Genomic DNA, 25020 nt, shown 5'->3' with positions numbered 1-25020 from the left:
TGACCAAGGACAGCGGCGGCGACGCGACGTCCGCGAAACTGACGGCCGCCCGCGAACTCGCCCTGCCCGTGGTCGTCGTACGACGCCCCGCACTGTCGGCCGGCATCACACCGGTACCGGACGTGGCGGCGGTACTGGACCGGCTGGGCTTCAGCGGCTGTCTGCCTCCTTCTCGAACGGCAACTGCACCGGGGCGGGTATCCGGGCGAGGGCGCGCCCGAGCCGGACGAACCGGGGCTGGGCAGGCCGCAGCCGAGCCGCCGCCGGGAGCCGCCCGCACGGTCACCGGATCCGGTAGCGGTGCCTCACCCACTGGCGGAACGCCGTCGGGTCAGCTCGGAAGTAGCGGTACGAGAGCCAGAGGAAGAAGACGCCGGCCGCCAGGAAGATCAGGGACGCCCAAGGGCCCCGGGCCAGGTCGCGGGCGTCCTGGAGATCACTCGGATCCTCGGGGTCGTAGACGACGGGTATCCGGTCACCGACCTTGGTGCCGCCCGACACGTCGCCGGACCACTCGTAGCGCGGCGTCCCGCGTCCCGTCCCGGTCGCTGAAGTCCAGCAAGTAGGAGGTGTCGCGGCCGGTTCCCTGCTGATCCTCCACGGTGGCCACCGTGCGCGTGCCGTGCGTCCGCAACGCGTAGTCATCGGCTTCGGTGACCACGAAGCCGATGACCATGCCGAGTCCGCACACCAGCATCAGGGCCGTCAGGAGCCACTGCCCGTACCCTCGTTGCCGAACTCTGTCGTTCCGCACGAGCGCATCATGCCCCCAGCGGGAACCGGACGGTCGATGGCGGGCTTGCCCAAAACGGCTGCCCCTCGGCCCGGTCCGGCCGTAGCCTGGGGGCCATGCCTTCGCTTCGCACGGCACAACACGCGGCGGCGGTGTGGGACATCGCCACCCCCTCGGGGACCGGCCGGATCCAGGGGTTGGCCATGGCGGGCTTCCGCGCCCGCACCGCCGACCCCGTCGATCTCGGTGTGATCCCCTATCCCGCCGTCACCTTGGCCGTCGACCTGGGCGACTGGCCGATCGCCGTCGACGTCGCCGGCGGGGGGCGGGAGCACGGCAGCGTCGTCATCGGCCTCGATCCGGGCGCGGTGCGGGCGAGCGGCAGCGAGGTCGACTGCCTGCAGATCCGGCTGTCACCGCTGGTCGCCCACGCGGTCCTGGGTGGCGCCGCCGCGGAGGCGCGCGGGCTGATGGTCTCCCTCGACGACCTCTGGGGCCGCGACGCGGAGCGCACCCTGGACCGGCTGCGAGCCGCCGGGGCCTGGGGCGATCGGTTCGAGATCGCGGAGGCCGCGCTCGGCCGGCGGTTCGAGCAGGGGCATGAGCAGGGCCGCCGCGTCGATCCCGAAGTCGCCGAGGTGTGGCGGCAGATGATGACGCGTCACGGCGTGGTCCGGGTCGAGCGGATGGCGGCGGAGGTCGGCTGGAGCCGCAAGCGCCTGTGGTCCCGGTTCCGGTCCCAGGTCGGCGTCACGCCCAAGCGCGCGGCGCAGTTGATCCGCTTCGACCACGTGGCGCATCGCCTGGCCGCGGGCCACAGCGTCGCGCGGATCGCCGCGGAGTGCGGCTACGCCGACCAGTCCCACCTGCACCGCGACGTCACGGCCTTCACCGGGGGGACCCCCGCGGCCCTGGCGACGGCACCCTGGCTCGCGGTGGACGACGTCGCCTGGCCGCGCGGCGGCATCAGCCGCGGTTCAGCGCCGCCCCGGTCAGTTCAGGCCGAGCCCGCGGGCGATCAGTCCGCGTTGCACGTCGTTGGTGCCGCCGGCGAGGAAGGCGAGGACGGACAGGCGCAGGCCCTGCTCGAAGAGGCCGGCGCCGGGGGCGTCCGGCGTGCTGAGCGCCGCCGCGGGGCCGAGGACGTCCAGGACGTCGCGGCTGAGCTGCTCCAAGACCTCGGCGGCCAGCACGCCGGCCATCGACGAGGCGAGGCGGGCGATGTGGGCGGGGCCGGACTCGGCCCGCTCGGCGGCCTCGCCGAGCAGCAGGTTCACCGCCCGCACCTGGACGGCCATCCGGCTGAGCGTGGCGCGTGCGGCGGACCCCGCCGGACCGGCCAGGCCCTCCGGGTCGGCGCGGACCGCTGCCAGCAGTTCGTCGAACTGCCGGCGGGACAGTCCGGCCACCTCGCCGGCCAGCAGCAGCCGCTCGCCGGTGAGCGTCTCGGTGATGACGTGCCAGCCGCGGTTGACCGGGCCGACGCGCGCGCCGTCGCTCACCCGGACGTCGTCGAAGCGCACGGTGCAGCAGGTCTGCCCGGACAGACCCTGGAGCGGCTCCGTGCTGATCCCGGCGGTCGCCATCGGGACGATGAACATGCTGATTCCGGCGAGCGGCGTGCTCGCTTCCACGTCCGTGCGCACGGCGAGCCAGATGTACTCCGCCGTATCGGCGTTGGCGATCCAGGACTTCGTCCCGTTGATCACCCAGTCCTCGCCGTCCCGGACCGCCGTCGTGGTCAGTGAGGCCAGGTCGGAGCCGGCCTCCGGCTCGCTGTACCCCAGGCAGAAGGTCAGTCGCCCGTCCCGGATCGGGGGGAGGTAGCGGGCCTTCTGCTCGGCCGTCCCGTACCGGACGACGGGATGGCCGACCACGGAGACGGCCGCCATCGCGTTGGCGACCGGCAGCTGGTGGTAGGCGTTCTCCTCCTGCATCGCCAGTTGCTCGGGGACGGTGGCCGCGCGGCCGCCGTCGGCGGCGGGCCAGGTCATCCCGAACCACCGGCGCGCGGACATCGCCGCCACCAGCTCCGGGTCGTCACCCTTGCTGAACTCCCGTACCCGGCCACGGTGTTCGGACCCGAAGGAGCGGGCCTGGGCCCGCATCGCCGCGGCCGGCGCGGAGTGGTCCACGGCGGGCAGGCCGGCGGTGCTCGCGATCAGGAGGTCGGCGACCGTTCCGCCCGGTGCCGGGAAGCAGGACAGCCGCGCCACGTCCGCGTGGACCCGGCGGAACAGCCACGGGGCGTCGTGATCCTCGAAGTAGCCGCCCGCGCCGAGGTTGTGGTGGGCCGTCAGCTGGGCGCGCGGTGCGGCGGCGGCCGCGTGGCACACCGCGAGCTCGGTGGCGAGGACCGCCGCCTCCGCATCCGGTGCCTCGTCGTGCCTGCGGACGGCGTCGTTGATCAGGAGTTCGCCGGCGACGAGGTCGATCTCGCGGGACGCCGTGCGCTGCTGGACCGCGCCGAAGCCGCCGATCGTCTGCCCGAACTGCCGGCGGACCTTGGCGTGGGCGACGGACTGCCCGTGCGTGTGCCGCGCGGCCGCCATGGCGCGAGCCGCGAGCCCCAGCCTGAGCAGCGAGAGCGCCCGGCGGGCCTCGTGCGGCTCGACGGAGAACTCGACCTCCGCCGCGCCCAGGCGCAGACTGCTCCAGGCGGGCGACGCCAGCCCGGGCTGCGGGATGGCGAACTCCACGGGCCGGACCGACCCGAGGCCGCCCTCGGGGGGCAGGAGCAGGACGTGCGAGGCGGCCGCCCCGCCCTCGGCGAACGGGACCAGTCCGGCTGCCGGGTCCGTCGGCGTCACCACCAGGATCCGGACGCCGCCGTCCGCGATGCCGTCCGCGATCTCCGGGGCGGCCTTCGCCAGCAGGCCCGCGGCGACGTAGCCGTCCATCACGGGTAGCGGGCAGGCAGCCGCTCCGGTGGTCCGCAGCAGCCCCACGACGGCGTCGACGCTGCCCAGGCCGAACCAACCCTGGGCGGCCGCCAGCCGCCACAGCCGGGCCAGCGCGGCTTCGTCCGCCTGGTCGGGGAAGTGCCACTGCCTGGTCAGCAGTTCGATGACCTCGTCGATTCTGAGAACTGTCTTGAGCATTCGCCCGCCTGCCTGCTCGTCCGTTGTCCTGACAATTCGAGGGATGCCGAGCATAGGGACGGGGTGATTCCCCGGCAATGTGCGGCCGGATATTTAGGGGCTAATTAGGGGTTCGCCGCGCGGCGGCCGAGGATAGGGTCGGTCCTGGCCGAGGAATCGGTTATTCGTGCTGCGTTCAGAAAGGTGACGCCCGTGGGAAATGCCGACACTGACAGCTGGATCCGTGTCTACCGCCAGGCACCGGGGGGCATGCGCCTGTTCTGCTTCCCCCACGCGGGTGGTGCGGCCACCTCCTACTTCTCCTGGGGCGCCGCGCTGCCCGGCGACACCGAGGTGCTGGCCCTGCAGTACCCGGGCCGCCAGGACCGCGGCTCCGAGCCCCACCTGCGCTCCCTCCCCGAGCTGGCCGACCGCATCCACGCGGCGGTCCGGCCGCTGCTGGACGCGCCGTTCGCGTTCTTCGGCCACAGCATGGGCGCGGTCCTCGCCTACGAGGTGGCGCGTCGGCTCGACCGGGAGGAGGGCGCGGTGCCGGCGCACCTGTTCGTCTCCGGCAGGCGGGCCCCCTCCCGGTTCAGGCACGAGGAGCTGCACCGGGCGAGCAGGGCCGTGTTCGTCGAGCAGATGCGCGTGCTGGGCGGCACCGACCCGCGCATCCTGGCCGATCAGGAGCTGCTGGACATGGTCCTGCCGACGGTCCGCGCCGACTACGAGGCCATCGAGACCTACCGGTTCGAGCCCGGCCCGCCGCTGTCCTGCGACATCACCGCACTGACCGGCGACCGCGACCCGAAGGCCGCCATCGACGAGGTGGCGGCCTGGGCGGACCACACGCTCGGCCGGTTCGACCTGCGGGTCTTCCCCGGCGGCCACTTCTACCTGGAGGACTGCCGGGCCGGCGTGCTCGACGTCGTCTCGTCGGTGCTCGCGGGAGCGCGGCAGGACGGTACGTCGGTGCTGTCCTGAGCGGCACCCCTAGTGAACCCCTAGTCGCCGCCCCGGCTGCATAAGGGTGCGGTAAGGGTTGGGGCCCGCTCGTGAGGAATATACCGTTGCCGAGGGCGCGGGCCAGGAAAAAGCGAATGGTGTGGCAGCGCCACTTTCTGAGGGGGACAGAATTGGAAACCGCCGATTACACACCGGAAGACGACTGATGGATTTCGAGCCCTCGCCGATTCAACGTGAACGCTGTGCCGATATCAGTGCGGTCGTCGCCGAGCGGTTCGCCGAACACACGACCAGCGCGGACCCCGAGTCGGCGCGGCTGGCCTGGAAGACCGCGGCAGGCATCGGCCTGACCGGGCTGTGCCTGCCCGAGGAGTACGGCGGTGCGGGCCTGGGGGCCCTGGACACCGCGCTGGCCCTGGAGGCGTTCGGACGCTCCTGCTCCGACATGGGCCTGGTCTTCGCGGTCGCCGCCCACCTGCTCTCGTGCGCCGTGCCGGTCCTGGAGTTCGGGACGGCCACCGCCAAGGAGCTGCTGACCGGCATGGCGGCGGGCGACCTGATCGCCGGCAACGCCATGACCGAGGACGAGGCCGGCTCCGACATCAGCCGGATCAAGGCCACCGCCACCCGCCAGGGCGACGCCTACGTCCTCGAAGGGGAGAAGTCCTTCGTCAGCAACGCCCCGATCGCGGACGTGTACGTGACCTACGCCGTCACCGATCCGTCCGCCGGGTTCCTGGGCGTCTCGGCCTTCGCCGTGCCGCGCGAGCTGAGCGGCATCGTCGTCAGCGCGCCGCTGCCGAAGGTGGGGCTGCGGGGCTGCCTGGCCGCGCGGGTCCGGTTCGACGGCTGCGTGGTTCCGGCCGAGTACCGGCTCGGAGCGGAGGGCAGCGGCGCGGCGATCTTCCAGCACTCGATGGCCTGGGAGCGCGGTGTCCTGTTCGCCGGCTACCTCGGGCTGATGGAACGGCAGTTGGACGAGTGCGTGGCCCGCGTGACCCAGCGCCGGCAGTTCGGGCGCAGGATTGCCGACTTCCAGGCCGTGTCGCACCGGATCGCCCGGATGCGGCAGCGCCTGGAGGGCGCGCGGCTGCTGCTGTACCGCGCCTGCTGGCTGCTCGACCAGGGCCGCACGGACGTCCGCGCGATCGCCATGTCGAAGACCGCCGTGTCCGAGGCCGCGGTCGCCAACAGCCTGGACGCGATGCAGCTGTTCGGCGCGACCGGCTACCTGATGGGCAACGGGATCGAGGAGCAGCTGCGCGACTGCCTGCCGACCACGATCTTCTCCGGCACGACCGAGATCCAAATGGAACTGATCGCACGGGAGTCCGGCCTGTGACCCTCCACCAACTGGTCATCGACGCCGCCGCGCGCCGGCCCGACGCGCCGGCCGTGAGCGGGCCGTCCGGCTGCGTCAGCTACCGCGAACTCGACCTCATGGCGGACGCGATCGCGTCCAGGCTGGACCGCCAGGGCGTGCGCCCCGGCGACCGGGTCGTGCTCTGGGCGGGCAAGAGCCCCGCCACGGTGGCGGCGATGCAGGCGGTCCTGCGGTGCGGCGCCGTCTACGTGCCCGTCGACGGCGGCAGCCCGGTGGCCCGCGTCGCGACCATCGCCCGGGACTGCGCGGCGCGCCTGATGGTGGCGGACGGCGCCCGGATCCCGCGGATCTCAGCGGAACTGGGCGATGAGCTCGGCTACCTGGAGCTCGACGGCCCCTACGATCCGGCGCCGGCCCGCAATGCCGCCGTCACGCCCGACGACCTGGCGTACATCCTCTACACCTCGGGGTCGACCGGAACGCCCAAGGGCGTGTGCCTGACCCACCGGAACGCGCGGGCGTTCGTCGACTGGGCGTACGAGCTGCTGGCACCGCAGGAGGACGACCGGTTCGCCAACCACGCGCCGTTCACCTTCGACCTGTCGGTGCTCGACCTGTACGTGGCGTTCCGCGCCGGCGCCTCGGTGCGCCTCATCCCCCCGGAGCTGTCCTTCGCGCCGGCACAGCTCGTCGAGTTCCTCCACCAGGAGCGGATCAGCGTCTGGTACTCGGTGCCGTCCGCCCTCGCCGTGATGATGCGCTACGGCGGCCTGCTGGACCGTCCGGCACCGGAGAGCCTGCACACCGTGCTGTTCGCCGGGGAGCCGTTCCCCATCGGGCAGCTGCGCGACCTGGCCGGCTGGACCGGCGCACGGCTGCTGAACCTGTACGGCCCGACCGAGACCAATGTGTGCACCTTCCACGAGGTCACCAAGGCGGACCTGGACCGCGACCGGCCGGTGCCGATCGGGATCGCGGCCTCCGGCGACCGGGTCCAGGCGCTGCGGGAGGACGGCGAGGTCGCGGCCGCGGGCGAGGAGGGCGAACTCGTGGTGGACGGCCCCACGGTGATGCCCGGTTACTGGGGCCGGCCGCCGCAGAGCGGCCCGTACCGCACCGGCGACCTGGTCCGGGTCCTGCCCGGCGGCTCGTTCGACTACCTGGGTCGCCGCGACCACATGGTGAAGATCCGCGGGCACCGGGTCGAGCTGGCCGAGGTCGAGGCCGTGCTCGAGAACCACGCCGACGTCGCGGAGGCCGCCGCAGTGGCGGTGGGCGAAGGCATCGACACCCGCCTGGTGGTCTTCGTGGCTCCGCGGGACGGCAGCGAGCCGGGGCTGCTGACCATCCGGCAGCACCTCGCGCAGAACCTGCCGCGCTACATGGTGGCGGACGAGGTGCGCTTCCTCGCCCCGCTGCCGAGGAACGGCAACGGCAAGATCGACCGGCGGGCGCTGAAGGCGCGCGCCGACGGGTCCGCGACGAGCACGTCATGAGCGGGCCGGACCAGACACCCACCTCCCGATGGAAAGGCGGCGCCATGACGATCGACGAAGTCACCCCGCGGATCACCACCTTCATCAGTGAGAGCTTCCTCGACGGTGACCCGAGGGGCGAACTCACCGAGACCACCCCGCTGCTGGAGTGGGAGGTGCTCAACTCGATGAACAGCGCCCTGCTGCTGACCTTCCTGCGCGAGGAACTGCGGGTCGACGTGCCCCTCACCCAGATCAACGCGGCGAACTTCCGGGACATCGCCGCCATCAGCAAGCTCGTCTCCGGCCTGGTGGCCGCCTCCGCGGAAGGTGCCCGATAACCATGAGTCTCGACTACGACGTGGTGATCGTCGGCGGTGGTCCGGCCGGCTCCAGTGCTGCCGCCTACCTCGCCAAGGCCGGCCTGTCGGTGGCCGTCTTCGAGAGCGAGAACTTCCCGCGGCCGCACGTGGGCGAGTCGCTGGTCCCGGCCACCACCCGGGTGCTGCTGGAGACCGGCGCGATGGAGAAGGTCGAGGCGGCCAACTTCCCGCGCAAGTACGGCGCGGCCTGGACATCCTCGCTGCCGGCCAAGACGGGCGGCGCCGCCCCGCAGTTCGCGCACGACTGGGGCATCGCCGACGTCATGTTCGCCGAGCGCACCCAGCCGGGCGTCGACCGGGACTACACCTTCCACGTCGACCGCGGCAAGTTCGACCTGATCCTGCTGAAGCACGCCGAGAGCCTGGGCGCCAAGGTGTTCCAGGGCGTCCGGGCGCTGCGCACGGACTTCGACGACCCGGACAAGGTCACCCTGACCTGCCGCCTGGGCTCGAAGGAGGTGGACTTCACCGCGAAGATGATCCTCGACGGCTCCGGCCGCCAGACCTTCCTGGGCCGCCAGCTCGGGCTCAAGCAGGCGGACCCGGTCTTCAACCAGTACGCCGTGCACGCCTGGTTCGAGGGCCTGGACCGGGTCGCGCTCGCCAACAGCCCCGAGAAGATCGACTACATCTACGTGCACTTCCTGCCGATCAGCGACACCTGGGTCTGGCAGATCCCGATCAGCGACACCGTCACCAGCATCGGCGTGGTGACCCAGAAGGACAAGTTCGCCGAGGCCAACACGGACCGCGAGAAGTTCTTCTGGAGCTTCGTGGAGAGCCGTCCGGACCTGTACGAGGCGCTGCAGAAGACCAAGCAGGTGACGCCGCTCAAGGTCGAGGGCGACTACAGCTACGCCATGAAGCAGATCTGCGGCGACCGCTACGTGCTGCTCGGCGACGCCGCCCGCTTCGTCGACCCGATCTTCTCCAGCGGCGTCGGCGTCGCGCTCAACAGCGCACGGCTGGCCTGCAAGGACATCCTCGCGGCCGTGGAGGCGGACGACTTCTCGGCGGGCCGGTTCGCCGAGTACGAGCGGCAGCTGCGCAACGGCACCCGCAACTGGTACGAGTTCATCTCGATCTACTACCGGCTGAACATCCTGTTCACCACGTACGTCGAGGACCCGAAGTACCGGATCGACGTGCTGCGGCTGCTGCAGGGCGACCTCTACGACGAGGAGGAGCCGGAGGTGCTGCGCATCATGCGCGAGACGGTGACCGCCGTCGAGAACGACCCGACGCACCTGTGGCACCCGTACCTGGGCAACCTCCGGGCGCCGGTCATCGCTCCGGCGTTCTAGCCGCAGGGGCCTCGTCGTGGGGGAGTCCGATTGTCCGGGTCAGCACCCGGACGCCGGGCACCCGGACCGCGACGGAGGCGATCACGCCGCCCCGGACCGCGAGATCGGCCAGCGACCAGCCGGCGACGTCGCCGCACGGGCGCGGGAGTGACACCAGGGCGCCGTGCGCGGTCGTGACGATGCCGGGCAGGTCCGTGGCGAGCCCCGTGCCCAGCGCCTTCGCCACGGCCTCCTTCCGGGTCCAGAAGCGGAGCAGCTGGGCGTCCCGGTCCGCCTCGGGCAGCTCGTCCACGACCTGCTGCTCGGTCTCGGACAGGGCGGCCCGGGCCAGCGCGCCACGGGCGGCCAGCGGCCGCAGCCGCTCGACGTCGACGCCGACCGGGGCGTCCCAGGACAGGGCGGCCGCCACCACGCCCTCGGCGTGACTGCGGCTCACGTGGAGGCCCGCGGGACGGGCGAGCACCGGGCGCCCCCGGTCGTCGCGCTCCCAGACCTGCTGCTCCGGCGGACACGAGGTGTGCGCGGCGACCAGGTCCAGGCCGACCCGGCGCGCCGCGGCCCGCATGCGGCGGTACCGCCGGGCGCGGGCGTCCAGGCTGAGCGGCCCGCCCTCGGGCGGTGCCGCGCCCACCGCCACCCAGACGGCGACGAAACCGGGGCCCGCGAGCCGGTGCCCGGTCATCGGCCGCCCCTTCCGGTGTCCCCAGGGGCACTGCTGCCGAATAGTCGAAGATCATTGTCGAGCAAGGACAATCTCCAATGGCAGAACGACCGTTGACGAGCCATCACACTACTCCGATCGCCGTCGTCGGCATCGGCTGCCGGTTCCCTGGCGGCGCCCGCGACCTCGACTCCTTCGGCGCGGTGCTCAGATCCGCGACCCCCGTCTTCCAGGACGTCCCCCCGACGCGGTGGGACCGCGGCTTCGCGGGCACGGACGGCACCGGGACGTCCAGCCACGTCGGCGGGTTCCTGGAGGAGATCGACCGCTTCGACGCCGCCTACTTCGGGATCTCGCCCCGCGAGGCCGTCGCGATGGACCCGCAGCAGCGGCTGCTGCTGGAAGTGGCCTGGGAGGCGATGAGCGACTCCGGGCGGCCCGCGGACCTGTGGCGCGGCACCCGCGCCGGGGCCTTCTTCGGCATGTTCGCCCCCGACTACGCGACGTTGCACACCAAGACGCTCGGGGTCGAGGGCATCGGCCGGCACTACGCCAGCGGCACCGAGTTCAGCTTCGCGGCCGGCCGGCTGGCCTACGCCTTCGACCTGCACGGGCCGATGGCCTCCGTCAGCACCGCCTGCTCCTCGTCCCTGCTCGCCGTTCACCTGGCCAGCCAGAGCCTGCGCACCGGTGAGAGCGACGTGGTGCTGGCCGGCGGCGTCAGCCTGATGCTCACGCCTGAGCTCAGCGTCTTCATGAGCAGGATCGGCGCGATCTCGCCGACCGGCCACTGCCGACCGTTCGCCGCCGACGCCGACGGCATGCTGCGCGGCGACGGCTGCGGCGTCGTCGTCCTGAAGCGCCTGCCCGACGCCCTCGCCGACCGGGACCGGATCTACGGCGTCATCCGCGCCTCGGCGGCCAACCACGACGGCCACAGCCTCGGCATCACGGCGCCCAACGGCGCCGCCCAGGCCGACCTGCTGCGCACCGTGCTCGCCGGCGCGGGCCTCGCCCCGTCGGACCTCGACTACGTGGAGGCGCACGGCACCGGGACCCCGCTCGGCGACCAGGTCGAGCTGATGGCACTGAACGAGGTCTACGGCCGGGTCCGGGAGGCCGACCGGGCGCCCCTCTACGTAGGCTCCAACAAGGCCGTGTTCGGGCACACCGACGCCGCGGCCGGGATCGCCGGACTGCTGAAGGGCCTGTGGGTCGTCAACTCGCGGGAGGTCCCGCCCCAGCCCGATCCCGGTCGGCTGACCTCGGCCGTCTCCTGGGACCGCGGCGAGCTGGCGGTGCCGCTCAGCCCGGTCAGCCTGGCGGGGACCGACCGGCCGCTGCGGGTGGGAGTGAGCTCGTCCGGGCTCAGCGGCACCAACGTCCACGTGATCGCGGAAGGCGTCGAGCCCGCCGCCGAGCCGCGGTCCGCCGGTCCGGACGGCCCCTACGTGCTGCTCGCCTCGGCGTTCCACCGCTCCGGCCTGGACGGCCAACTCGCCGCGATGGCCGAGCGGGTGACCGACGAGGCCGACGGGCTCGGCGACCTGCTCGCCTCCGCCGCCACCCGGCGCACCCACGAGCGCCACCGGTTCGCCGCCGTCACGGAGGGGCCGCAGGAGCTGGCGGCCGCCCTGGACGGGATCGAGGAGGCGCCGGACGGCACCTACTTCGGCACGGTGGACCCCGAGGGCGCCCCCGAGCCGGTGTTCGTCTACTCCGGCCAGGGCGCGCAGTGGGCGGGCATGGCGGTCGACCTGTACGACGCCTCGCCGGTGGTCCGCGCGGTCCTCGACGAGTGCGACGCGCTGGTCCGCCGGGACGCCTCGTGGTCCCTGCTCGACGAGCTGCGCCGGGGCGCGGACGGCCAGGGCGGCGACAGTCGGCTCGACCGCACCGACCTCGCCCAACCCGCCGTCCTCGCCGTCCAGATGGCGCTGACCGACTGGCTGGCCGACTGCGGGATCCGGCCGCGGACCGTGGTCGGACACAGCGTCGGGGAGATCGCCGCCGCGGCCGCGGCCGGCGCGCTGTCCCGCGCGGACGCCGTGCGGCTGGCCGTGCGGCGCGGCGAGATCCTGCACGAGACGGCCGGCCGGGGCGCCATGCTGGCGGTGCGCGCGGACCAGGAGACGGTCCTCGCGCTGCTGGCCGCCACCGGCGGGCCGGTGGTGGTCGCCGCGGTCAACGGGCCGCAGGCGGTGGTGCTGAGCGGCCCCGGCGACGCCGTCGACGCGGTCGCGGCCGAGTGCGAACGGCGCGGCCTGCGGTGCAAGCGCCTGGCCGGCGGCTACGCGTTCCACAGCCCGGTGGTGGCCGAGCAGGGCCCGCTGCTGCGCCAGGAGATGGCCGGACTCGCCTGCGCCACGCCCTCGTTGCGGCTGCTCTCCACGGTGCGGCCGGAGGAGTCGGACGTGCCGCGGGACGCCGCCTACTGGGAGCGCAACCTCACCGACCCGGTGCTGTTCTGGCCCGCGGTCGACGGGCTGCTCGCCGAGGCCGACGGTGCGTTCGTCGAGATCGGCCCGCACCCCACGCTGATCCGGCAGCTCACCGACGCGCTGCGCCACCGGGAGCGCCGCGGCCCGGTGACGGCCACGCTGCGCCGCGGCGAGGCCGGGCCGCTCGGCCTGCACCGGGCGCTCGCCCGGCTGCACGTCGGCGGCGTCGAGGTGGACTGGACGAAGGTCACCGGAACGCCGGGCCGGTACCGGACGCTGCCGGTGCCCTCCTGGGGCGGCGACCGGTACTGGCTGCCGGGCGTCGAGCCCGGCGAGCAGGGGCGCACGCCCGTCGTCGAGGCCCCCGCGCAGGTGCGGGTGAGCCTGCTGGACGCCGAGGGCCGGGTGATCAGCGAGATGGTCGCGCGCCCGGACGGCAGCGCGTCGAGCGCCGTCCCGGCGGCCGCGCCGACCGCTGCCGGAACCCGGGCCCCGGCGGCCGCGGCCCCGGCCCCCGCCCCGGTCCTCGCGCCCGCCCCCGCCGGCGGGCCGGCGTCGGCCGGCGGCGCGGTGCGGCGCGTCGAGGAGCTGGTCGCGGCCGTGCTCGGACTCGGCGAGGACGAGCGGCTGGCGCGTCGTCGCGGCCTGTTCGAGCAGGGCCTGGACTCGCTGACCGCCGTGGAGCTGCGCGACCGCCTCGGCGCCGAGTTCGGCCTGGACCTCCCCGCGACGTTCGTCTTCGAGCGGCCGACGATCGAGGCGCTCGCCGCGTTCCTGGCGGAGGCCGCCCCGGAGCCGGCCGCCCCCGAGCCGGCCGCCCCCGAGCCGGCCGCCCCCGAGCCGGCCGCCGCCGAGGCGGCCGGCGAGTCGGTCCCCGGCGCGGGCGTTCCGTCCGAGGACGACGGCTCCGACGACGACGCCGTCGCCGTGATCGGCATCGCCTGCCGGCTGCCCGGCGCGAACTCGCCGGAGCAGTTCTGGTCGATGCTGACCGAGGGCCGCGACGCGATCCGCGACATCCCGGCGGTCCGCCTGGCGGACCCGATCTGGTCCGAGGCCGGGCCGGACGTCCCCACCCGCGGTGGCTTCCTCGACGAGGTGGAGGGCTTCGACGCGGAGTTCTTCCGGGTCTCGCCGCGCGAGGCCAAGTCGCTCGACCCGCAGCACCGCCTGCTCCTGGAGGTCGCCTGGGAGGCGCTGGAGGACGCCGGGCAGCCGGCACTCGCGCTCCAGGGCCGTGCCGCGGGCGTCTACTTCGGCCTCAACACCGCCGACTACCAGCAGCTGCTCACCCGGGACATGGCCCAGGTCGACCACTTCTACGGAACCGGCACGACCTTCGCCGCCGCCGCCGGACGCCTGGCGTACTTCCTCGGGCTGCGCGGCCCCAGCATCGCGGTCGACACCGCCTGCTCCTCCTCCCTCACCGCGGTCCACCTGGCGTGCCAGGGCCTGCGCCAGGGGGACTGCGAGATCGCCGTCGTCGGCGGCGCCAACGTGATCGTCGCCCCCAGCGTGTCGGTCTCCATGGCGGGGGCGGGCGCCCTGGCCCCCGACGGCCGCTGCAAGACCTTCGACGACGCGGCCGACGGCTACGGCCGCGGCGAGGGAGCGGCGGCGCTCATCCTCAAGCCGCTCAGCGCGGCCCGGCGCGACTCGGACCGGGTCTACGCGGTGATCCGCGGCACCGCGGTCAACCAGGACGGCGCCAGCGGCAACCTGACCGTCCCCAACGCCGACGCGCAGGTCGCCGTCGTCAAGCGGGCGGTCGAGGCCGCGGGTTGGGCACCGCGCGACGTCGACTACGTCGAGGCCCACGGCACCGGCACCCCGCTGGGCGACCCGATCGAGGTCCGCGCCCTCGCCGAGGCGCTCGGCGCCGGTCGCGCGGCGGACGAGGACCTGCTGATCGGCTCCGCCAAGGCCACCATCGGGCACCTGGAGGCCGCGGCCGGTGTCACCGGGCTGCTCAAGGTCGTCCTCTCGCTCCACCACGGCGAGCTTCCGCCGCACCCGCTGAACCGGCCGTCGACCAACATCGACTGGGAGCGGCTCCCGGTCTCGGTGGTGACCGAGCGGCGGCAGTGGCCGCTGCGGGACCGCCCGCACCGGGCCGGCATCAGTTCGTTCGGCTTCAGCGGCAGCAACGCGCACGTGGTCGTCGAGCAGGCGCCGGCGGTCGTCGAGCAGGCGGCGGGCCAGGCCGGGGGTGCTCCGCACGTCCTGATGGTCACCGCGGCGGCCGAGCCGGCGGTGCGCCAGGCGGCGGGCCGACTCGCCGCCCGGCTGCGCGAGGCTCCGGCCGAGCTGGACGACATCGTCTTCACCGCCGCCCACCGGCGCAGCTGGCTGAGCCACCGGGTCGGCGTCACCGGCCAGGACGCCGCCTCGCTGGTGGCGGCCCTGGAAGCGGTCGCGCTCGGCACCGGCACGCCGGCCGCCCGGACCGGGCAGGTGCCCGAGGACGAGGTCCGCACCGTCGGGTTCTGGTTCGGCGCCGAGCCGCCGTCCGCCGCCCTGCGCGAGCGGCTGGCCGGGCTGCCGGAGTACGCCGCCGCGCTGCGGTCGTGCGCCGCCCGCCTCACCGCGCTGACCGGCGTGACGGTCGACCCGTTCGCCGAGCCGGCCGCCGACCTGTCGACGGCCCACCTGCTCTGCCACCACGTCGCGGCGGCCCGGCTGTGGGCCGGCCTCGGACTGGCGGCGGGTGCCGTGGCCGGTACGGGCGCGGGCTGCCTGGGCGCCGCCTGGGTGGCCGGACGGCTGGACCTGGACGACGCCCTGCGCATCGCCGCCGGGCGCCCGTCCGGCGTGGCACTGCGGCCGGGCCTGCTGCCCGAGCTGTCCGCCGACGGCGAGGGCCTCGCCCGGTCGGCCGAGGAGCTGGCCCGGCGCGTCGCCGCCGGTGCGGTCGCCGACCTGCCGCAGGCGTTCGCCGACGAGCTGGACGCCGCGGGCGTCGAGGCCCTCGTCGACGTGCTGGCGCGGCCGCTGCCCGCCGCGCCGGCCGACCGGTTCGGCGTCGCGGTGGACACCGACGACCCGGTGGACCGGTTCGCCCGCAGCGCGGCCGAACTCTTCGTGACCGGCGCCGTGCCCGCTCCGGCCCGGGCCGCGCGCCGACCCGTCAGCCTGCCCGCCTACCCGTGGCAGCGTCGCCGCCACTGGTACCGCGAGGCCCCCGAGCTCCCTGGTGACAAGCCGGCGCTCCCGTGGCCGATCGCGGCCGCCAGCGCCACCGGCCTGCGGGCCCAGGCCGCCGCACTGGGCGACCTGGTGACCCACGACCGGGAGACCAGCCCCCTGGACGTGGGTGCCGCGCTGGCGGCGCTGCCGCGCCAGGGCGCCCACCGCGCCGTCGTGCTGGCCGGCGACACCGCGGGCTTCGGCGACGCGCTGAGCGCGCTCGCCGACGGCCGGACCGCGCCGAACCTCCTTCAGGGTCCGGCGGTCGAGGACCCGAAGGTCGCCCTGATCTTCCCCGGGCAGGGCGCCCAGTGGGCGGGCATGGCCGCGGAGCTGATAGCGGCCGAGCCGGTCTTCGCCGAGCAGATGCGGGCGTGCGGCGAGGCCCTGGCGGAGTTCACCGACTGGTCGCTCAGCGCGGTGATCAACGGCGAGGCCGGCGCGGCCCCGCTGGACCGGGTCGACGTCGTGCAGCCCACGCTCTTCGCGGTGATGGTCTCGCTGGCCGAGCTCTGGCGGTCCTACGGGGTCGTCCCCGCGGCCGTGGCCGGTCACTCGCAGGGTGAGATCGCCGCCGCGTACGTGGCCGGCGCGCTCTCCCTGAGCGACGCCGCCAAGGTCGTGGCGCTGCGCAGCGCCGAGCTGTCCCGGCTGTCCGGCCGGGGCGGCATGGCCTCGGTGGCCGTGGGCGCGGCCGCGGTCGACGACCTGCTGCGCCGGTTCGGCGGGCGGCTGTGCGTCGCCGCGGTCAACGGTCCGCAGAGCGTCGTGGTGGCGGGCGACGCCGACGCCCTGGACGAGCTGGCGGCCGTCTGCCAGGACGGCGGCATCAGGTTCCGCCGCGTCGACGTGGACTACGCCTCGCACTCGCCGCACGTCGAGGCGCTCCGCGACCGGCTCGGCACGGTCCTCAAGGGGATCAAGCCCCGTGCGGGCACGGTGCCGTTCTACTCCTCGGCCACCGGAGGCCTGCTGGACACCACCGAACTCGGCGCCGACTACTGGTACCTGAACCTGCGTCAGCAGGTGCGCTTCGAGGACGCGGTGCGCGCGCTGCTGGCGAGCGGCCACGGACTGCTCGTCGAGGCGAGCCCGCACCCGGTGCTCACCCCGGCGATCGAGGAGACCATCGAGCAGGCCGGCGGCGGCGCGAGCGCGCTGGGCACGCTGCGCCGCAACGACGGCGGCACCGGGCGCTTCCTGGCTTCCCTGGCGGAGGCGTACACGCGCGGCGCCGAGGTGGACTGGCAGCGGGTGTTCGCCGGACGCGACGCGCGGCCGGCCGTGCTCCCCGACATCGCCGGCCTGGAGCTCGACGCCTGGCGCTACCGCGTCGACTGGCAGCCCGTCGCCGATCCTGCCGAGCCGCAACCGGGCGGACGCTGGCTGGTGCTGGCACCCGACACCGGCGCGGGGCAGGAGTGGGCCGCGGCCGCGTGCCAGGCCCTCACCGCGCGCGGCGCGGACGCGGAGCAGTTGTCGCTCGACCCGACGCGCGAGGGCCGGGACCGGCTCGCCGGCCTGCTCACGGACGCGACGGCCGCCGGTGCGACCGGTGTGCTCTCGCTGCTGGCGATGGACGAGCGTGCGCACCAGGAGTTCCCGGACGTCCCGGCGGGTTCCGCCGCCACCCTGGCCCTGGTGCAGGCGCTGGGCGACGCCGGGGCCGACGTCCCGGTGTGGCTGGCGACCAGCGGCGCGGTCGGCGCGGCCGCCGGCGACGACCTGGACTCGCCCACCCAGGCGCAGGTCTGGGGCATGGGCCGGGTGGCCGGCCTGGAGACCCCGCAGCGCTGGGGCGGGCTGATCGACCTGCCCGCCGCGCCCGACGAGGACGCGCTGCGCCGGCTGTGCGGCGTGCTGGGCGGCGGCCTGGGCGCCGAGGACCAGGTGGCGCTGCGGGACAGCGGCGTGCACGTGCGGCGGCTGGTGCGCGACCCGGTGGCCGGCCGGCCCGCGAAGCGGAGCTGGCAGCCGGGCGGCAGCGTGCTGATCACCGGCGGCACCGGCCGGATCGGCCGGCGCCTGGCCGGCTGGCTGGCGGCCTGCGGCGCGGAGCACGTCATCCTCGCCAGCCGGCGCGGCGGCGACACGCCGGGCGCGGCCGAGTTCGAGGCCGAGCTGGTGCGCTCCGGCACCGCGGTCACGATGGCGGCCTGCGACGTGGCCGACCGCGGCGCGGTGGCGCAACTGCTGGCCGAGGCCCGCACCGCGGGGCGGCCGGTGCGCACCGTCGTGCACGCGGCGGTCGTCCCCGAGCCCGGCCCGCTGGCCGAGATGACGCTCGCCCGGCTCGCCGGCACGCTGCGCGCCAAGGTGACGGGCGCGCGGGTGCTGGACGACCTGCTCGACGCGGAGTCCGTGGACGCCTTCGTCATGTTCTCCTCCGTCGCCGGCGTGTGGGGCGCGGCCGAGAACGGCGCCTTCGCGACCGCCGACGCCTGCCTGGACGCGCTGGCCGTCCGGCGCCGCGCCCGCGGCGGGGTGGGGACGGCCGTCGCCTGGAGCTTCTGGAACGCGTTCGGCGCGGACGCCGACGACACGGCGGTGCGGGACGTGTTCCGCAGCCAGTCGGAACGGCAGGGCCTCCCGCTCCTGGAGCCCGGGCAGGCGCTGCGCGCCCTGCGGCAGGTGCTGGACCGGGACGAGACGTCCGTGGCCGTGGCCGACGTGGAGTGGGAGCGGTTCGCCCCGCTCTACACGGCGACCCGCCCCCGGCCGTTCCTCGACGAGCTGCCGGACGTGCAGGGCGGCGCGGCCGGTGGGACGGGCCGGGGCGAGCAGGGGGCCGGGCAGAGCGCCCTCGCCCGGCTGCTGGCCCAGACGCCCGAGTCCGAGCGCGAGTGGGCGGTGCTCGACCTGGTCAGGACCGAGGCCGCGACAGTCCTGGGGTACGCCCGGGCCGGCGAGGTGGACCCGGAGCGGCCGTTCACCGAGATGGGCTCCGACTCGGTCACCGCGGTCGAGTTCCGGACCCGGCTGAACACGGCCACCGGGCTGCGGCTGCCGGCCTCCCTCGCCTTCGACTACCCGACCGCCGCGGCCGTCGCCGACTACCTGCTCGAACTCGCCCTCGGCGAGTCGGCCGAGTCGCAGGAGAGCGCACCGGCGGTGAACGCCGCCGCCCTCGACGAGCCGATGGCGATCGTGGGCATGGCCTGCCGGCTGCCCGGTGGTGTGAGCTCGCCGCAGGACTACTGGCGGATGCTGGTCGACGGCGTCGACGGCGTGTCCGGGTTCCCGACCGACCGCGGCTGGGACCTGGCCAACCTGTTCGACCAGGACCCGGACAGCCTCGGCAAGTCCTACGTCCGCGAGAGCGGCTTCCTGGACGACGCGTCGGGCTTCGACGCGGAGTTCTTCGGGATCTCCCCCCGCGAGGCGGTGACCATGGACCCGCGGCAGCGGCTGATCCTGGAGACCACGTGGGAGCTGTTCGAGAGCGCCGGAATGGACCCGCAGAGCCTCAAGGGGAGCCGGACCGGCGTGTTCGTCGGCGCCGGTCCGACCGACTACGCGACCGGTGCGCCGCTGGCGCCGCACAGTGCCGAGGGCTACGCGGTGACCGGAGCCACGCCGGCCGTGATCTCCGGGCGCGTCTCGTACGTGTTCGGGCTGGACGGCCCGGCCGTCACCGTCGACACGGCCTGTTCGTCGTCGCTGGTGGCGCTGCACCTGGCCGGGCAGGCGCTGCGGGCCGGTGAGTGCTCGATGGCGGTGGTCGGCGGCGTGGCGGTGCAGTCGAGCCCGAAGGTCTTCGTCGAGTTCAGCCGGCAGCGCGCGCTGTCCGCGGACGGCCGGTGCCGGGCGTTCGCCGACGCCGCGGACGGAACCGGTTTCGCCGAGGGCATCGGACTGGTGCTGGTCGAGCCGCTGTCGCAGGCCCAGGCCCTGGGGCACGAGGTGCTCGCGATCATCCGCGGCTCGGCGCTGAACCAGGACGGCGCGTCGAACGGCCTGTCGGCCCCGAACGGACCGTCCCAGCAGCGGGTGATCCGCCAGGCGGTGGCCAACGCGGGCCTGTCGCTGCGCGACGTGGACGTGGTGGAGGCGCACGGCACCGGGACGACGCTCGGCGACCCGATCGAGGCGCAGGCGCTGCTGGCGACCTACGGCCAGGACCGGCCCGCCGGCCGGCCGCTGCTGCTGGGGTCGGGCAAGTCGAACATCGGTCACACGCAGGCGGCCGCGGGCGCGGTCGGTGTGATCAAGATGGTGCTGGCGATGCGTCGCGGGGTGGTGCCCGCGACCCTGCACATCGACCAGCCGACCCGCCAGGTGGACTGGTCGATGGGCGAGGTCGAGCTGGTCGTGGACGCGGTGCCGTGGCCCGAGAGCGGACAGCCGCGGCGCGCGGGGGTCTCCTCGTTCGGGGTCAGCGGCACCAACGCCCACCTCATCCTCGAAGAGGCACCGGCCCGGCCGCAGCAGCAGCCGGAGACCACCGAGCCCGCTCCGGCGACCGCGGTCCTGCCGTGGCCGGTGTCGGCGGCCTCCCAGGTCTCGCTGCGGCAGCAGGCCGACCGCTTGCGGCAGTTGCTGGCCGACGAGCCCGCTCCGCAGCCGCGCGACATCGGCTGGAGCCTGGCCGCGACCCGCGCGGCGCTGCCGCACCGCGCGGTGGTGCTCGGCACCGAGCCGGCCGACTACGACGGCCTGCTCACCCGGCTCGCCGACGGCGAGCCGGACCCGGGGCTCGTCCTCGGCACCGCGTACCGCAAGCCGCGCGTGGTCTTCGTCTTCCCCGGCCAGGGCAGCCAGTGGCCCGGGATGGCCGCGGAACTGCTGGACACCGTCCCCGAGTTCGCCGGCTACATCGGCGAGTGCGAGCGGGCCCTGGCACCGTGGACCGACTGGTCGCTGACCGAGGTGCTCCGCCAGGCCGACGGCGCGCCCGACCTCACCCGGGTCGACGTGGTGCAGCCGGCCCTGTTCGCCGTCATGGTCTCGCTGGCCCGCCTGTGGCAGCACCACGGCGTGCAGCCCTCGGCGGTGGTCGGCCACTCGCAGGGCGAGATCGCCGCCGCGTACGTGGCCGGCGCGCTGTCGCTGGAGGACGCCGCCAAGGTGGTCGCCGTGCGGGCGGCGGAACTGGCCCGGCTGACCGGCTCCGCGGGCATGGCCTCGCTGCGCGCCGACGAGCGCCAGGTGGCGGAACTGCTCGCCCCCTGGCAGGGACGGGTGACCATCGCGACGATCAACAGCCCCTCGCAGGTCGTCGTCGCCGGCGACACCGAGGCGCTGGACGGGCTGACCGAGGAGTGCGAGCGCCGCGGCACCCGGATCCGCCGGATCGACGTCGACTACGCCTCGCACTCGCCGCAGGTCGAGCCGATGCGCGAGGACCTGCTGGCGAAGCTCGCGGGCATCGCCCCGCAGCGCGCCCGGATCCCGTTCTACTCCGCGGTGACCGGTGAGCCGATCGACACCACCGGGCTCGACCCGGAGTACTGGTACCGGAACCTGCGCGAGCCGGTGCGCTTCGCGCAGGCCACCCGGGCGCTGCTCGACAACGGCTTCACCATGTTCGTCGAGGCGACCCCGCACGCCGTGCTGACCGCCGCGGTGCTGGACACCGCCGCATCGGTGCCGGACATCCCCGAGCCGGTGACGCTGGGCTCGCTGCGTCGCGACGAGGGCGGCATGGCCCGCTTCGCCGCCTCGCTGGCCGAGGCCTGGGTGAACGGCGCGGACCTGGACTGGGCCACGCTGGTCCCCGGCGGCACCACCGTCGCGCTGCCCACCTACGCCTTCGACCACAAGCGGTTCTGGCTGGAGGAGGAGAGCACCGGGGTGGACCCGGCGAGCCTCGGCGTCGTGGCGCCGGACCACCCGCTGCTCGGTGCCGCGGTCGAACTGGCGGACACCGGTGGCCTGGTGCTCACCGGGCGGCTGTCCGCGGGCACCCGGCCGTGGCTGGCCGACCACTCGGTCAACGAGGTGGTGCTGCTCCCGGGCACGGGGTTCGCCGAGCTGGCGCTGCGCGCCGGTGCCGAGGCGGGCTGCCCCCGGGTCGACGAACTGACCCTGGAGGCGCCGCTGCTGCTGCACGGCGACGCGGCGGTCTCCCTGCAGCTGATGGTGGGCGCGCCGGACGACGCGGGGCAGCGGTCGCTGACCGTCTACTCGCGGCCGGTCGGGGAGAACGGCCAGGACGGCGAGTGGACGCGGCACGCGTCGGCCGTCCTGACGGCGGACGACGGGACCGCACCGGACACCTGGGCCACCTGGCCGCCGCCCGGTGCCGAACCGGTGGAGCTGGACCCGGTCGCCTTCTACGCGGAGGGCGCGGAGGCCGGCTACACCTACGGGCCCTCGTTCCAGGCGCTGGCCCGGGCGTGGCGCAGCGGCGACGAGGTCTACGCCGAGGTGTCGCCGCCGGCGCAGGTGCAGGACGAGGCGGGCGGGTACGGCGTTCACCCCGCGCTGCTGGACGCGGCGCTGCACGCGATGGTGCTGGTCCCCGGCCACGACAAGCAGGTGCGGCTGCCGTTCAGCCTGTCCGGCGTGTCGCTGTTCGCCTCCGGTGCGCGTGCGCTGCGGGTGCGGATCGCGCCGGCCGGTTCCGGCGCGGTGTCGCTGACCGCGGCCGACGACTCCGGCTACCCCGTGCTGGTGATCGAGCGGCTGGTGACCCGGCCGGTCTCGACCGCGCAGCTCGCGGCGGCCGCGAGCCCGGTCAGCCACCCCCTGTTCCAGCTGGACTGGGTCGCCTCGCCGACGCCGAAGACCCGGCTGGGCGGTGACTGGTCGGTGCTCGGCGCGGACCCGTTCGGCCTGGCCGACTCGCTGCGGGCGGCGGGGGTCCCCGTGCACGCGCACCCCGACCTGGCCGCCCTGCTGGGTGCGCCGGCTCCCCGCGTCGCGGTGCTGTCCTGCGCGACCGGGGCGGGCGCCGAGCCGGCCGCCGCGGCCCTGCGGCTGACCAGCAGGGTGCTGGGCGAGCTCCAGGCCTGGCTGGCCGACGACCGGACGGTCGACACCCGGCTGGTGGTGGCCACCCGCCGGGCGCTCCCGGTCGCGGACTCCGGTGACGTGGCCGACCTCGCCGCCTCCGCGGTGTGGGGCCTGGTCCGCTCGGCGCAGGCCGAGAACCCGGGCCGGATCGTCCTGGTCGACCTGGACGACCAGGACTGCGCGGACGCGCTCGCGCACGCCCTGGCCGGCGACGAGCCGCAGCTCGCGATCCGGGGCGGCGCGCTGCTGGTCCCGCGGCTGTCCGCGACGGCCGCGCCGCGGGACAGGCTGGTGCCACCGCTCGGCGGCCGCTGGCGGCTCGAACCCGACCCGGCCGGCGTCCTCGACGCCATGTCCGTGGTGGCGGGCCCGGAGACCGGAGCGCCACTGGCCGCCGGTGAGGTGCGGGTGCGGATGCGGGCGGCCGGGATCGCGTTCCACGATCTGCTGGTCGCGCTGGGGCTGCCGCCGGACGACGGCCTGTTCATCGGCGGCGAAGGCGCCGGCGTGGTCCAGGCGACCGGTGCCGGCGTGACCGGGCTGAAGCCCGGCGACCGGGTCGTGGGGCTGATGCCGCGCGCCTTCGCGACGGAGGCGGTCACCGATCAGCACTGGCTGGTCCCGATGCCCGACGACTGGTCGTTCGAGCAGGCGGCCTCGGTGCCCTCCGCCTTCCTGACCGCGTACTTCGCGCTGCACCAGGTGGCGGACCTGCGCGCCGGGCAGCGCGTCGTGATCCACGCGGCGGCCGGCGGGGTCGGCACAGCGGCGGTCCAACTCGCCCGCCGGCTGGGCGCCGAGGTGTTCGCCACGGCGAGCCCGGCCAAGCACGACGCGCTGCGGCAGCTGGGTCTGGACGACGACCACATCTCCTCGTCCCGGGACGCGGACTTCGCCGACCGGGTGCTCGCCGCCACCGACGGCGCCGGGGTCGACGTGGTGGTCAACTCGCTGGCCGGTGAACTCATCGACGCCTCGCTGCGGTTGCTGCCCAAGGGCGGTTGCTTCATCGAGCTGGGGAAGACCGACCGCCGGGACCCGGAGCAGGTCGCGGCCGCGTGGCCGGGGGTGAAGTACCGGACGGTGGACCTGGTGCCGGACACCACCCCGGAGTCGATCCGGTCGATGCTGACCGAGGTCGTCCGGCTGCTGCGGGAGGGTGCCGTCCGGCCGCTGCCGGTGCGCACCTGGGACGTGCTCGACGCGCCCGAGGCCTTCCGGTTCATGGCCCAGGCCAAGCACGTCGGCAAGCTCGTGCTGACGATCCCGTCCGTTCCCGACCCCGAGGGCACGGTCCTGATCACCGGTGGCACCGGGACGCTGGGCGCCCTGGTGGCCAAGCACCTGGCCGGCCCCTGGGGGATGCGCCACCTGGTGCTGGCGAGCCGTCAGGGCCCGGGCGCGGCGGGCGCCGAGGAGCTGTGCGCGCAACTCGCCGAGCTGGGCGCCGAGGCGCGGGTGGCCGCCTGCGACATCGCCGACCGCGCGGCCCTGGCCGGGCTGCTGGCCGAGATCGCGCAGGACCGCCCGCTCACCGCGGTGGTGCACACGGCGGGCGTGCTGGACGACGCCGTGCTCAGCTCGCTGACCGCCGAGCGCCTGGCGCCGGTGCTGCGGCCCAAGGTCGACGCCGCCGTGCACCTCGACGAGCTCACCGCCGGTCTCGACCTCGGCATGTTCGCGATGTACTCCTCCGCGGCCGGCCTGCTCGGCAACGCCGGACAGGCCAACTACGGTGCGGCCAACGTGTTCCTGGACACGCTCGCCGCGGTCCGGCACTCGCGCGGCCAGGTCGCCTCGTCGCTCGCCTGGGGTTACTGGGCCAACGAGAGTGCCCTGACCGGTCAGTTGAACGAACTGGACCGGGCCAGGCTCGCCAAGGCCGGGGCGCAGGCCATGTCCGCCGCCGAGGGCCTGGCCCTGTTCGACCAGGGCGTCCGGAGCGGGCTGCCGCTGGTGGTCACGGCGCACCTCGACCGTGCGGCGCTGCGGGTCCAGGACGCCCAGGGCACCCTGCCGCCGGTGATGCGGTCGCTGGTGCCGCGGGGCGGCGCCCGGCCGAACCGCGCCGGGGCCGAGAGCGGCGCTGCCGCCGCCGGAGCCGACCAGTTCGCCGGGATGTCCGCGGCCGAGCGGCGCCAGGCACTGGTGAACCTGGTCAGGAAGCAGGCCGCCGCGGTGCTCGGTCACGGCTCGGCGTCCGCGGTGGACGTCGACCGGGGGTTCGTCGAGATGGGATTCGACTCGCTGACCGCGGTCGAGCTGCGCAACCGGCTGGCCACGGCCACCGGCCTGCGGTTGTCCGCGACCGTCATCTTCGACTGCCCGACGCCCGTCGACCTCGCCCAGCAGATCCACGAGCGGCTCAGCCCGATCGATGACGATGACGCCCCGGCTCCGGTGGAGGAGCGCGAGGACGTGATCAGCACGGTGGACGAGATGGACGTGGACGAACTCATCAACGCCGTGCTCGCCGGCGGCCACGACCAGAACTCCGGAGAGTGAGG

Annotated in this window: 10 protein-coding genes and 2 pseudogenes; 8 read left to right on the top strand and 4 right to left on the bottom strand. The window is 74.8% G+C overall.

What is annotated here, in order from left to right; translation table 11 throughout:
• Positions 1-152: pseudogene (locus ACWD3E_RS34300) on the top strand (precorrin-6A/cobalt-precorrin-6A reductase); the annotation flags it as partial.
• 130 nt (positions 153-282) lie between these two features.
• Here ACWD3E_RS34300 and ACWD3E_RS34295 read toward each other — a convergent pair.
• Positions 283-501 (bottom strand): hypothetical protein, encoded by a 219-nt coding sequence (locus ACWD3E_RS34295; RefSeq protein ID WP_451391430.1) that lies wholly within the window; start codon positions 499-501, stop codon positions 283-285.
• On the bottom strand, positions 476-754 hold the full coding sequence (locus tag ACWD3E_RS34290; protein ID WP_451391429.1) for a hypothetical protein: 279 nt from the start codon (positions 752-754) through the stop codon (positions 476-478). Before ACWD3E_RS34290 ends, ACWD3E_RS34295 begins: the two co-directional genes overlap by 26 nt.
• Before the next feature lie 95 nt (positions 755-849).
• Here ACWD3E_RS34290 and ACWD3E_RS34285 point away from each other — a divergent pair.
• Positions 850-1587: pseudogene (locus ACWD3E_RS34285) on the top strand (helix-turn-helix domain-containing protein); the annotation flags it as partial.
• 138 nt (positions 1588-1725) lie between these two features.
• Here the strand turns inward: ACWD3E_RS34285 and ACWD3E_RS34280 are convergent.
• Positions 1726-3834 (bottom strand): acyl-CoA dehydrogenase family protein, encoded by a 2109-nt coding sequence (locus tag ACWD3E_RS34280; protein ID WP_451391424.1) that lies wholly within the window; start codon positions 3832-3834, stop codon positions 1726-1728.
• A gap of 192 nt (positions 3835-4026) precedes the next feature.
• Here ACWD3E_RS34280 and ACWD3E_RS34275 point away from each other — a divergent pair, with 192 nt between their 5' ends.
• From ACWD3E_RS34275 to ACWD3E_RS34255, 5 genes are all read left to right on the top strand, one after another.
• On the top strand, positions 4027-4800 hold the full coding sequence (locus tag ACWD3E_RS34275) for a thioesterase II family protein (protein ID WP_451391423.1): 774 nt from the start codon (positions 4027-4029) through the stop codon (positions 4798-4800).
• 187 nt (positions 4801-4987) lie between these two features.
• Positions 4988-6124, top strand: coding sequence for an acyl-CoA dehydrogenase family protein (locus tag ACWD3E_RS34270; RefSeq protein ID WP_451391422.1), 1137 nt, complete (start codon positions 4988-4990; stop codon positions 6122-6124).
• On the top strand, positions 6121-7602 hold the full coding sequence (locus ACWD3E_RS34265; protein WP_451391421.1) for an amino acid adenylation domain-containing protein: 1482 nt from the start codon (positions 6121-6123) through the stop codon (positions 7600-7602). Before ACWD3E_RS34270 ends, ACWD3E_RS34265 begins: the two co-directional genes overlap by 4 nt.
• A 44-nt stretch (positions 7603-7646) precedes the next feature.
• A complete protein-coding gene (locus ACWD3E_RS34260; protein ID WP_451391420.1) occupies positions 7647-7922 on the top strand; it encodes an acyl carrier protein in 276 nt (91 codons plus the stop codon).
• Positions 7923-7924: 2 nt separating this feature from the next.
• A complete protein-coding gene (locus tag ACWD3E_RS34255; RefSeq protein WP_451391419.1) occupies positions 7925-9268 on the top strand; it encodes an NAD(P)/FAD-dependent oxidoreductase in 1344 nt (447 codons plus the stop codon).
• Here ACWD3E_RS34255 and ACWD3E_RS34250 read toward each other — a convergent pair.
• Entirely contained in the window at positions 9249-9950 is a 702-nt protein-coding gene (locus ACWD3E_RS34250) for a 4'-phosphopantetheinyl transferase superfamily protein (protein ID WP_451391418.1), read from the bottom strand. The two genes, ACWD3E_RS34255 and ACWD3E_RS34250, sit on opposite strands and share 20 nt — an antisense overlap.
• Positions 9951-10027: 77 nt before the next feature.
• On the opposite strand from ACWD3E_RS34250, the gene ACWD3E_RS34245 reads away from it, so the two are divergent.
• Positions 10028-25018: an SDR family NAD(P)-dependent oxidoreductase gene (locus ACWD3E_RS34245; RefSeq protein ID WP_451391417.1), complete on the top strand. Its 14991-nt coding sequence runs from the start codon at positions 10028-10030 to the stop codon at positions 25016-25018.
• The last annotated feature ends 2 nt before the right edge of the window (positions 25019-25020 follow it).

The organism is Streptomyces sp. NPDC002676 (genome assembly GCF_053592455.1).
Note: the sequence above shows the minus strand (reverse complement) of the source record. Positions and strands in the feature narration are given on the sequence as shown.